General features: G+C 68.6%; 10 protein-coding genes. 2 read left to right on the top strand and 8 right to left on the bottom strand.

Features of this window, described 5'->3' with window-relative positions; translation table 11 throughout:
* Positions 1-780 precede the first annotated feature (780 nt).
* Complete coding sequence (gene tyrS / locus ASC66_RS16910) at positions 781-2082, bottom strand: tyrosine--tRNA ligase (protein WP_235496986.1); 1302 nt, start codon at positions 2080-2082, stop codon at positions 781-783.
* A gap of 131 nt (positions 2083-2213) precedes the next feature.
* Here tyrS and ASC66_RS16905 point away from each other — a divergent pair, with 131 nt between their 5' ends.
* Both ASC66_RS16905 and ASC66_RS16900 read left to right on the top strand, forming a co-directional pair.
* Positions 2214-2828 (top strand): hypothetical protein, encoded by a 615-nt coding sequence (locus ASC66_RS16905; protein ID WP_055842344.1) that lies wholly within the window; start codon positions 2214-2216, stop codon positions 2826-2828.
* A 50-nt stretch (positions 2829-2878) separates the two neighbouring features.
* A complete protein-coding gene (locus ASC66_RS16900) occupies positions 2879-3586 on the top strand; it encodes a hypothetical protein (RefSeq protein ID WP_235496985.1) in 708 nt (235 codons plus the stop codon).
* On the opposite strand, the gene ASC66_RS16895 is transcribed toward ASC66_RS16900, so the two are convergent.
* The 7 genes from ASC66_RS16895 to argC are packed head-to-tail and all read right to left on the bottom strand — an operon-like array spanning position 3583 to position 11099.
* Positions 3583-4227 (bottom strand): DNA-3-methyladenine glycosylase, encoded by a 645-nt coding sequence (locus tag ASC66_RS16895; protein ID WP_082492460.1) that lies wholly within the window; start codon positions 4225-4227, stop codon positions 3583-3585. The genes ASC66_RS16900 and ASC66_RS16895 overlap by 4 nt on opposite strands.
* A 9-nt stretch (positions 4228-4236) precedes the next feature.
* Positions 4237-5724, bottom strand: a complete 1488-nt coding sequence (gene argH, locus ASC66_RS16890) for an argininosuccinate lyase (protein WP_055842339.1) — start codon at positions 5722-5724, stop codon at positions 4237-4239.
* A gap of 48 nt (positions 5725-5772) precedes the next feature.
* On the bottom strand, positions 5773-6702 hold the full coding sequence (argF, locus tag ASC66_RS16885) for an ornithine carbamoyltransferase (protein WP_055842335.1): 930 nt from the start codon (positions 6700-6702) through the stop codon (positions 5773-5775).
* On the bottom strand, positions 6699-7904 hold the full coding sequence (locus tag ASC66_RS16880; protein ID WP_055842332.1) for an acetylornithine transaminase: 1206 nt from the start codon (positions 7902-7904) through the stop codon (positions 6699-6701). Before ASC66_RS16880 ends, argF begins: the two co-directional genes overlap by 4 nt.
* Positions 7901-8878, bottom strand: coding sequence for an acetylglutamate kinase (argB, locus tag ASC66_RS16875; protein WP_055842474.1), 978 nt, complete (start codon positions 8876-8878; stop codon positions 7901-7903). The genes ASC66_RS16880 and argB overlap by 4 nt, the downstream gene beginning before the upstream one ends.
* 5 nt (positions 8879-8883) lie before the next feature.
* On the bottom strand, positions 8884-10047 hold the full coding sequence (gene argJ, locus ASC66_RS16870) for a bifunctional glutamate N-acetyltransferase/amino-acid acetyltransferase ArgJ (RefSeq protein WP_055842329.1): 1164 nt from the start codon (positions 10045-10047) through the stop codon (positions 8884-8886).
* Complete coding sequence (gene argC / locus ASC66_RS16865) at positions 10044-11099, bottom strand: N-acetyl-gamma-glutamyl-phosphate reductase (RefSeq protein ID WP_055842326.1); 1056 nt, start codon at positions 11097-11099, stop codon at positions 10044-10046. Before argC ends, argJ begins: the two co-directional genes overlap by 4 nt.
* Between the last annotated feature and the right edge of the window lie 27 nt (positions 11100-11126).

Raw genomic sequence — 11126 nt, 5'->3', positions numbered from 1 at the left:
AAAGGAATCTCCTACATCACAAGGATGTACGAGGTTTTTGGCATTTGACATTGTGCACGCTGTTGAGTTCTCAAGGATCGGATGCACCCGGATTCTTCCCGCTATACTCGCGGGCGCCGCTCCGAGGCAACTTCTCAAACTTACCAGATCAACCGGTCCTCGCAAAACCGGGCGAATCATACACTGCTGGCGTGAAGCCGGCAAGAGCGACTCAAACCCGAAGGCGAGGAGTTGAACTGGCAAGAAGCAATCTTAGGCATGAAACCAGCCGAACGCAAATGCGTCAGAACCGCTTGTGTGGCCAAGATCAATGTCCCGCTTGAGGCCGGCAGCTGAACCAGCTGGCCGCACCTGTGGGGTGACAAGAGATGACATTACGCGGGGATCCCCCACCTGCGCAAAAACAGACCACCCCCGGGCGTGTCGCGAAGCGACACGAAAGGCGGCAGCCCCCACCCACGGCAACCTCAGGAACCGCCACCGGTGCTGGAACAGCCCCGACAAAGGACCCCGGCCGCGCAAATGCTCAGACCGGGGCCTTCAAGTACAGGGGTTTCGACAAGCTCAACCAACGGGGTAGGGCTCAGCCAACGGAGTAGGGCTCAACCAACGGAGTAGGGCTCAACCAACGGAGTAGGGCTCAACCAACGGGTGGGCGAACGACGAAGGCCCCGGTCCGAGCAGATGCTCAGACCGGGGCCTTCCTCAGTACAGCGGTTTCGACAAGCTCAACCAGCGGAGTGGGCTCAACCTACGGGTGGGCTCAATCAGCGGGTGGGTCTATTCGACGAAGATGCCGGCGAGCGTCTTCTTGCCGCGACGGAGCACAGCCACTCCGGCGTCGAGCACGAAGCCCGAAATCGTGGCGGCGTCATCGGTGATCTTGATGTTGTTCACCGACACCCCGCCCTGGCCGATCGCGCGGCGGGCCTCGCTGAGGCTGCCGCAGAGACCGGTGTCGACGAGGAGCTGGGCGATGCCGGCATCCGGTGCAGTCGTGGTGTTGGGCAACTCGCGCAGTGCGGCCTCGAGGGTGACGGCGTCCAGTGCGGTCAGGTCACCCTGGCCGAAGAGTGCCTCGGTTGCGGCGATCGCGTTGCCCGTTGCCTCTTCGCCATGCACCAGCTTCGTCACCTCGAACGCCAGAGTGCGCTGCGCCTCGCGGCGGAACGGCTCGGTGGCGACGGCCGCCTCAAGCCGCTCGATCTCGGCTCGCTCCAGGAAGGTGAAGATCTTCAGGCGGGCGATCACATCGGCGTCATCGGTGTTCAACCAGAACTGGTAGAAGGCGTACGGGCTGGTCAGCGTGGAGTCGAGCCAGACGGCGTTGCCCTCGCTCTTGCCGAACTTGGTGCCGTCGCTGTTGGTGATGAGCGGCGTGCCGATGGCGTGGACGCTCGTTCCCTCGGTGCGGCGGATGAGGTCGGTGCCACTGGTGAGGTTGCCCCACTGGTCGCTTCCACCGGTCTGCAGCACACAGCCGTACTGGCGGTGCAGCTCGAGGTAGTCGAGGCCCTGCAGGATCTGGTAGCTGAACTCGGTGTAGCTGATGCCGGCGTCGGAGTTCAGGCGCGCGGCCACGGCATCCTTCTTGAGCATCGTGCCGACACGGTAGTGTTTGCCGATCTCACGCAGGAAGTCGATGGCGGACAGAGGCGCCGTCCAGTCCAGGTTGTTCACGAGCGTCATCGCGTTCTCGCCATCACGGCTGAGGAAACGGCTGACCTGGGCCTGGAGGTAACCGACCCACTCGAGCACGGTGTCCTTGGTGTTCAGCGTGCGCTCGGCCGTCGGGCGCGGGTCGCCGATCAGACCGGTGGAACCGCCGACGAGGCCAAGCGGCCGGTGGCCGGCGAGCTGGAGACGGCGCATGAGCAGGAGTTGGACCAGGTTGCCGAGGTGCAAGCTGGGTGCTGTCGGGTCGAACCCGCAGTAATACGTGATCGACTCCCCCGCCAGAAGCTCTTTGAGCTCGCCGGCATCGGTGGAGACGTGCACGAGGCCGCGCCACTGGATCTCCTCCCAGATATCGGAGAAGGACGGATCGTTGCGCTGGGCATTGAGGATTACGGGGTCAGACACGACGTCCAGAGTATCAGCGGCGGGCGGCGGGATCTGGTCGCACAAGGCTGCAGGCCTTTGTTCACAGAAGATAAGGATTGAGGCTTTATTGATGGGTGGTTAAGTGTGTAGCCTGAACTCGGAGGTCCACTATGTTCGTCATCACCGCCGATCAGATCGCGAGCCGCACGCGTGCGGACATCACCGCGCAGACTCTCGAGTCCTTGGAGCAGCGGCACGGCCGGCGCCTCTCCCTGCCGCCCGACCGGAACGCCGGCGACGAGATCCAGCTCCTCGGCACGGATGCCGCCACAATGCTCGAGATCGTGCTGGAGCTCACCCGGGGCGATGCCTGGAGCGTCGGCCTCGGCGTCGGGCCGATCGGGCATCCGCTGCCCGCTGCGACCAGGGAAGCGTCTGGCCCGGCCTTCTATGCCGCACGGGACGCGGTGAACCGTGCGAAGAAGCGCAGCACCCGCTTCGCGGTGCACCGCCAGGCGAGCGAGGACACGGGCAGCGAGATCGCCACGGCCGAGGAGGCTCTCATCGACCTGGCGTTGGCGCTGCGCCAGCGCCGGACCGGGCCCGGCTGGGAGCTCTACGATCTCGTGGCCGACGGGCTGAGCTACAAGGAAGCCGCGGAGCGCCTCGGCATCAGCGCGCCGGCGGCGAGCTCCCGGGCGAAAGCCGCCCAACTCAGCATCGAGTTCGATGCTGTGCCGGCGCTCGTAGGATTGCTGGCAGGAATCGATCGGAGTACACAGTGAATTCGGAGTACACAGCGATGTTGGAGTACACAGTGACGTCGGAGTACACAGTGAATCGAACAGCGACGTTGTGGCCCCACCTCCCCTTCGACATTCTGCCGATTCTGTTCTGGCTGTTCCTCATCACTCTGCTCGGTGTCGGCGTGGCATTCGCGCTCCTGGCCTCGCGGCGCAAACTCCCCTACGCGATCTGGGTCTCCGGCGGAGCACTGGTTCTGGCGCTGATGCTGACCCTGAGCGCCACGACCTCGTTCTGGTCGGCGGCGTGGGATCCGGCGGGCGGTCCGACCGCCGCGATGATCGCCGTGCTGGGAGGGGCCCTGGCCGTCTTCGGCGGCGGCCCAGCCGCTCAACTCGCACTGAATCTCGCGACCCGCGGGTCGGTGACGCCGGGCACGCACGGCGGCATCCTCGTCAGCGATGCCGCCGAGGCACACGGCGCCCCACTGCGGGGCGCTTCGGCCCAGGCCAATGCGGTCGGCTCCGATGCAGCCGGTTCCGACGCCGCCGGGGCCACGAGCACGCATGAGGTCCTGCGCGGCGGGGCGGCGATCGGCGTGCTCGAGCGGCTGTGCGTCGTGCTCGGCATCGTCGCAGGCTTCCCGGAGGCACTCGCCATCGTCGTCGCGGTCAAGGGTCTCGGGCGATTCACCGAGCTTGCCGCCGCCGAGGCGCGGGAACGCTTCATCATCGGCACGCTGGCCAGCCTGCTCTGGGCCAGCGGCTGCGCCGTGCTCGTGCGACTCGCCCTCGGCTAGAGCGGCTTGGGGCGGGCCGGCACCATCGGGAGCTTCGGATGCCGCTTGTACGGCGACACCGTCGGGTCCCCCGGAATGTAGAAGCGCCACGGGTATGCGTCTCCCCCGCCGTCGCCGCTGACGCCGGTGCGCGCGCTGGTGGCGACGGCCACGGGAACCGCCGGCAGCTCGACCGCGAACGGCGGGGCGAGCAGATCGGCGCCGCTCTGCTCGAGCCGGATACCGAGGGCCATCGCCAGCTTCGCCGGGCCACGGGCCAGATCGAGATCCGCGGATGCCGCCGGCCGCCGCATCCGCGCCAGCTCGAGGCCGTCCACAATCTCACCGCCGCGAAGCAGCAGCCCACCGGCCGAACCCTCCGCCCCGCACACGATGTTCGCGCAGACGTGCATGCCGTAGCTGAGGTAGGCGTAGAGGTGGGCGGGCGGACCGAACATCACCCGCGTCCGCGGGGTCACGCCACGGTGGGCGTGCGATCCGGGATCCTCGCCGTTGCCGCGGTACGCCTCCACCTCGGTGATGCGCACAGCCACCGTGCCCTCCGCGGTGGAGTGCCGCAGCACGGCACCCAACAGCGCAGGCGCCAGCTCGGTGGCATCCCGAGCGAAGAACTCTCTGGACACACCGGGCGACGCCTGCACGGGAACCGCCTAGACCGTGGTGTTGCCGCTCGGCAACGTCTGGACGAAGACCCGGACGCGCGCGGTGAGCGCGGCGAGCTGTTCCGCGACGCGGACCGGAGCGGTTCCGCCCAGGCCGTCGCGGCTGTTCACGGAGCCGTCGATGGTGAGCACGGAGCGCACCTCCGGCGTGAGTCGGGCGTCGATCGCGACCAGCGCCTCATCGTCGATCTCATCGAGCTCGAGGCCGTGGTCCTCGCAGTACTTGACCATGGCGCCGGTGATCTCGTGCGCGTCGCGGAAGGGGACGTGCTGCTTGACGAGCCATTCGGCGACATCCGTGGCGAGCGAGAATCCCTGCGGCGCGAGCTCGGCCATGCGCCCGGTGTGGAAGCGGAGCGTCGCGACCATGCCGGTGAAGGCGGGTAGCAGCACCTCGAGGGTGGAGAGCGAGTCGAAGACCGGCTCCTTGTCCTCCTGCAGATCGCGGTTGTATGCCAGCGGCAGCGCCTTCAGCGTGGCGAGCAGGCCGGTGTGGTTGCCGATCAGGCGCCCCGACTTGCCGCGCGCGAGCTCGGCGATGTCGGGATTCTTCTTCTGCGGCATGATCGACGAGCCGGTCGAGTAGCCGTCGTCGAGGGTGACGAAGCCGAACTCCCGCGTGTTCCAGAGGATGATCTCCTCGGCCAGGCGCGAGAGGTCGATACCGATCTGGGCCAGCACATAGCTGAATTCGGCGACGAGGTCGCGGCTCGCCGTGCCGTCGATCGAGTTCTCGACGACCCCGCCGAATCCGAGAACGGATGCCACGAGCCCGGCGTCGAGGCCGAGCGTGTTGCCCGCGAGCGCACCGGAGCCGTACGGCGAGAAGTCCGCGCGACGGTTCCAGTCGGCGAGGCGGTCGAGGTCCCGCACGAGCGGCCAGCAGTGCGCGAGCAGGTGGTGCGCGAGTAGCACGGGCTGGGCGTGCTGCAGGTGGGTGCGGCCCGGCATGATCGCGGCCGGGTGCGCGGCCGCCTGCGCCGCGAGGGCATCGATCAGCTCGATCAGCAGGTGCGAGACGGTGACCGAGTGGTCGCGCAGCAGCATCCGGATGAAGGTGGCGATCTGGTCGTTGCGGCTGCGGCCGGCGCGCAGCTTGCCGCCGAGCTCACTGCCGGCGATGTCGATGAGGCCACGTTCGAGGGCACCGTGCACATCCTCGTCGCTGGTGGCCGGCAGGAACTGACCGTCACGCACCCGCTGCTCGAGCGTGGTGAGCGCTGCGAGCATCCCCGCGAGTTCCGTCTCGTCGAGGTAGCCGGCCGCGGCGAGGGCCTGGGCGTGCGCCTTCGACCCGGCGATGTCGTACTCGGCCAGCTGCCAGTCGAAGTGCGTCGACTTGCTCAGGCGGGCGAGCTCCGGCGACGGGCCACCGGCGAAGCGCGCGCCCCAGAGCGCGCCCTCCGTCGTCGCGCCGACGCCGGCGAGGTCGCTGCCGGATCGGCTGCTGTCGTGCTTGCTGGTCTCGTTGCTCATGGGATTCGTGTTCCTACTCGAGAGTGGTCGGTGGCAGTGCGCTGGTGCTCAGGCGGCGTTCTTCGCCAGGAGCCAGACCATCAGGGCTTTCTGGGCGTGCAGACGGTTCTCCGCCTCGTCCCAGATGATGCTCTGCGGCCCGTCGATGACGTCGGCGGTGACCTCGTAGCCGCGGTCGGCCGGCAGGCAGTGCATGAACAGTGCCTCGGATGCCGCGTGAGCCATCAGTTCGGCGTCGACCCGATACGCGCCGAGCTCTGCAACGCGTGCGGCCTTCTCCTCCTCCTTGCCCATCGACACCCAGGTGTCGGTGACGACGACGTCGGAACCGGTGACGGCGGCGACGGGGTCGGTGAAGAGCGCGACGGAGCCGCCGGTCTGTGCGGCGATCGCCGCGGCATCCGCCACCACCTGCTCGCTCGGCGTGTAGCCCTCCGGCGAGGCGATCCGCACGTGCATGCCGGCTGTGGCACCGGCCAGCAGGTAGGACTGGGCCATGTTGCACGCACCGTCACCGAGGAAGGTGAGCGTGAGGCCGGCGAGCTCGCCGCGCTTCTCCTTGATCGTGAGCAGATCGGCCAGGAGCTGGCAAGGGTGGAAGTCATCGGAGAGGGCGTTGATCACGGGCACCGTGGTGCCCGCGGCCATCTCGACGAGGCCGGCCTGGCCGTAGGTGCGCCACACGATGGCGGAGACCATGCGCTCGAGCACCCGTGCGGTGTCCGACGGAGTCTCCTTGCCGCCGAGCTGGCTGTTGGCGGTGGAGATGATCAGCGGGCTGCCGCCGAGGTCGGCGATGCCGACGGCGAAGGAGACGCGGGTGCGGGTCGAGGACTTGTCGAAGATGACCGCGACCGTCTGCGGGCCGGCGAGCGGCTTCTGGGCGAAGCGATCGCGCTTGAGCTCGATGGCGAGGTTCAGGATCTCGGCCTGCTCGGCCGGTGTCACATCGTCGTCGCGGAGGAAGTGGCGGGTCATGATTCGTCGCTTTCAAGGGTCGGTGTGGCGAGAGAGTCGAGGGCGCGGCCGAATCGCACGATGAACTCGGCGATCTCGGCGCTGCCGATGGTGAGCGGGGGCGCGAGGCGGATCGTGCTCGGATTGGCGGCGTTCACGATCAGCCCGGCGTCGAACGCGGCGGCGCTGAGCTCGCCGGCACGCCGCTCGGTGAGCGCTATGCCGAGCAGCAGGCCCTGACCGCGCACCGCCTCGATGGAGGGGGAATCGAGCGCCGCGATAGCGTCGCTCAGCTCACGGCCACGCGCTGCGGCGTTCTGCACCAGGCCGGCGCGCTCGATCTCGCCGAGCACGGCGTTCGCGGTGGCTGTCATGAGCGGGTTGCCGCCGAAGGTGCTGCCGTGGTGGCCGGGCTCGAACAGGGCGGATGCCGCGCCGAAGGTGATCAGGGCGCCGATCGGCACGCCGCCGCCGATGCCCTTGGCCACGGTGATGGCATCGGGGGTGATGTCGGCGTGCTGGAACGCGAACCACTCCCCCGTGCGCCCGGCACCGGTCTGGATCTCGTCGATGATCAGCAGCACCCCGTGACGGGCGGTGATCTCGCGGGCGGCCTGCAGGTAGCCGTCCGGCAGCGGCAGCACACCGGCCTCGCCCTTGATCGGTTCGATGACGAGCGCGGCGACGGTGTCGTCGATCGCCGCCTCCAGCGCCTCGATTGTGCTGTCGATGTGCTCGACGCCGCCGGGCATCGGCTCGAACGGCGCACGCATGGCGGCCTTGCCGGTGAGGGCGAGGCTGCCGAGGGTGCGGCCGTGGAAGGCGTCGGTGAGCGCGAGGATGCGGGGGCGCGTGGCGCCGCCGTTCAGGCGGGCGAGCTTGAATGCGGCCTCGTTGGCCTCCGCGCCGGAGTTGCCGAAGAACACGCGGCCGTCATCTCCTGCCCCGCTCAGCCGGATGAGCCGTTCGGCCAGTTCGAGCTGGGCGGGCGTGGCGAAGTAGTTCGACACGTGCGCGATCGTGGCGGCCTGGCGGGAGATGGCCTCGACGAACACCGGGTGGGCGTGACCGAGCGCGTTCACGGCGATGCCGGCGAGGAAGTCGAGGTATTCGTTGCCCTCCGCGTCCCACACCCGGCAGCCGTCGCCGCGCACCAACAGTGCCAGCGGTGGGCCGAAGGTGCGCATCATCCTCGTGGCCGAGCGGTTCTGCCAGGGGCTCATGCGGATTCTCCTGTGTTCGGTGCGGTGTTCGATGCGGCATCCGCCTGCTGGACGCCGGCGGCCACGACCTCGGTGCCGATGCCGCTCTGGGTGAAGATCTCGAGCAGGATCGAGTGCGGGACGCGGCCGTCGATGATGGCGGCCTTGGGCACGCCGCCGTCGACGGCCTCGAGGCAGGCGGCCATCTTGGGGATCATGCCGGACTCGAGGGAGGGCAGCAGCGCGCGCAGCTCCGGCACCTCGATGACCGAGACGAGCGAGTCGCGGTCGGGCCAGTCTCGGTAGAGGCCGGCTACATCGGTGAGGATGACGAGCTTGGCGGCGCCGAGCGCGACGGCGAGGGCCGCGGCGGCCGAATCGGCGTTGACGTTGAGCGACTGGCCCGGCACCTCGCTGTCCGGCGCGATCGACGAGATCACGGGGATGCGCCCGGCGTCGAGCTGGGCCAGCACGGCGGCCGGATCGACGGCGATCACGTCGCCGACGAGGCCGAGGTCGATCTCCTCGCCGTCGACGATCGCGCCACGGCGACGACCGGTGAACAGCCCGGCGTCCTCACCGGAGAGCCCGGCGGCGAGCGGGCCATGCTCGTTGATGTGGCTGACGAGCTCCCGGTTCACCTGACCGGTGAGCACCATCCGCACGACCTCCATCGTCTCGGGGGTGGTCACGCGGTAGCCGCCGCGGAACTCGCTCGGGATGCCGAGCTTCTCGAGCATCGCCGAGATCTGCGGGCCGCCTCCGTGCACGACGACGGGGCGGATTCCCGCGTAGCGCAGGTACACCATGTCTTCGGCGAAGGCGCGCTGCAGGTCTTCGCTGACCATGGCGTTGCCGCCGAATTTCACCACGATGATCTGCTCGTGGAAGCGCTTCAGCCACGGCAGCGCCTCGATCAACGTCGCGGCCTTGACGGCGGCATCCGCCTGGATCAGCTCAAGCTGCTCCGGCGTCTTCTCATTGTTCCCACTCATCGCCATCAGCTCGCGTACGCGCTGTTCTCGTGCACGTAATCGTGCGTGAGGTCGTTGGTGAAGATCGTCGCGGATGCCGGTCCGGACTGCAGATCGATCAGCACGTGGGTGTCGCGGGGGCTCAGGTCGACGAGCTCGCGCGGCTGGTCGGGCTCGCCGGCGTGGCAGACGCGCACGCCGTTCATCGAGACGTCGACGTTGTAGGGATCGAAGGCCGCCTGCGTCGTTCCGATCGCGGCCAGCACCCGGCCCCAGTTGGGATCGTTGCCGAAGATGGCGGCCTTGAAGAGGTTGTTGCGGGCCACGGAGCGGCCCACCTCCACGGCGTCCTCCTCGCTGGCGGCACCGACGACCTCGATGGCGATGTTGTGGCTGGCTCCCTCGGCATCGGCCTGCAGCTTGAGGGCGAGCTCGGAGCAGACCGCGGTGAGCGCGGCGGTGAACTCGGCGAGCTCCGGAACGCTGCCGGAGGCACCGGAGGACAACAGGGTGACCTGGTCGTTCGTCGACATGCAGCCGTCGGAATCGAGCCGGTCGAAGGTGACCCGCGTGGCCGCACGGAGTGCCGTGTCGAGCTCAGCAGACTCCAGCAGGGCGTCGGTCGTGATGACGACGAGCATCGTGGCGAGGCCGGGTGCAAGCATGCCGGCGCCCTTGGCGATGCCGCCGATGCTCCAGCCACTGCCGCTCGTTCCGCCACGGACGACGGCCGTCTTCGGCACCGAATCGGTGGTCATGATGGCGCGCGCCGCGTCATCGCCGCCCTCAGCGCTGAGCGCGGCCGTCGCCGTGAGCACTCCGGCGGCGAGCACGTCGCCGTCGAGCTGGTCGCCGATGAGGCCGGTCGAGCACACCAGCACATCGCCCGCCGAGATATCGAGGGCGGATGCGACTGCCTCGGCCGTGCGGTGCGTGACCTGGAAGCCCTGGCTGCCGGTGAAGCAGTTGGCGCCGCCGGAGTTCAGCACGATTGCGGCGACGGTGCCGTCTCCGATGACCTGCTTGGACCAGATGATGGGGTTCGCCTGGGCGCGGTTGCTCGTGAAGACGGCCGCAGCGGCCTGCGAGGGGCCGCGGTTGACGATGAGCGCGAGGTCGGGTGCGCCCGAGCTCTTGATGCCGGCGGCGACGCCGGCTGCCTCGAATCCGAGGGGGGCTGTGACGCTCACGGGGCGACTCCATTCACTGAAAGACCGGTGGTCTCGGCCAGGCCGAGCGCGATGTTGGCGGATTGGACGGCGGCTCCGGCCGTGCCCTTGACGAGGTTGTCGATGGCGGCGACGATCACGACGCGGCCGGCGGCCTCGTCGACGGCGAGGCCAAGCAGGATCGTGTTTGCCCCGACCGTGTCCGCGGTGCGCGGCATCTGGCCGGCGGGCAGCAGGTGCACGAATGGCTCATCGGCGTAGGCGGCTTCCCACGCGGCGCGGACGCTGGCGGCATCCGTGCCCGGCACGATGCGGGCCGTCGAGGTGGCGAGGATGCCGCGGGACATCGGTACCAGCACCGGCGTGAACGAGATCGTCGGGTCGATCGCCCCTGCACCACGCAGGGCCTGCTGGATCTCCGGGATATGCCGGTGCGTTCCACCGACGGCGTACGGGCTGGCCGAGCCGAGGATCTCGGCGGCGAGCAGGTTGGTCTTCAGCGCCTTGCCTGCACCGGACGGGCCGACGGCGAGCACAGAGACGATGTCGGCGGCCTCGATCACACCGGCGTGGATGCCGGGGGCGAGCGAGAGGGCGACGGTGCTGGCATTGCAGCCGGGGGCGGCGATGCGACGGGTGCCCGCGAGGTGCTCGCGCTGTTTGACGAGCGAGTCCGGTCCGCCGACGAAGAGCTCCGGCACGCCGTAGCTCCAGGCGCCGTAGAAGTCTCCGCCGTAAAACGCGGCCCAGTCGGACTCGCTATCGAGCCGGTGATCCGCACCGCAGTCAACGACGAGGGTGTTCTCGTCCAGTGCCGCGGTGATCTCGCCGGACTTGCCGTGCGGCAGGGCGAGGAAGACGACGTCGTGGCCGGCGAGGTTCTCCGGTGTCGTGTCAACGAGCGTGAGGTCGGCGAGCGAGCGCAGATGCGGCTGCACGTCGACGAGTTTCTGGCCGGCGTTCGAGTGCGCGGTGACCGTGCGCACCTCGAAGTCGGGGTGTTGGGAGAGGATGCGGAGAAGTTCTCCGCCTGCGTAACCGGATGCCCCGGCTACCGCGACCGCGAATGTCATGCTGTGCCTTACGTGAGTGGACGACGA

The organism is Leifsonia sp. Root4 (genome assembly GCF_001425085.1).
Lineage (GTDB): Bacteria > Actinomycetota > Actinomycetes > Actinomycetales > Microbacteriaceae > Microterricola.
This window is presented reverse-complemented; position numbering and strand designations above follow the sequence as displayed.

Excerpts from the sequence above, each read along its gene's own strand:
- argH (WP_055842339.1), bottom strand. The coding sequence starts at position 5,724 with ATGAGCAACGAGACCAGCAAGCACGACAGCAGCCGATCCGGCAGCGAC.
- argF (WP_055842335.1), bottom strand. The coding sequence starts at position 6,702 with ATGACCCGCCACTTCCTCCGCGACGACGATGTGACACCGGCCGAGCAG.
- ASC66_RS16880 (WP_055842332.1), bottom strand. The coding sequence starts at position 7,904 with ATGAGCCCCTGGCAGAACCGCTCGGCCACGAGGATGATGCGCACCTTC.
- argC (WP_055842326.1), bottom strand. The coding sequence starts at position 11,099 with ATGACATTCGCGGTCGCGGTAGCCGGGGCATCCGGTTACGCAGGCGGA.
- argB (WP_055842474.1), bottom strand. The coding sequence starts at position 8,878 with ATGAGTGGGAACAATGAGAAGACGCCGGAGCAGCTTGAGCTGATCCAG.
- ASC66_RS16905 (WP_055842344.1), top strand. The coding sequence starts at position 2,214 with ATGTTCGTCATCACCGCCGATCAGATCGCGAGCCGCACGCGTGCGGAC.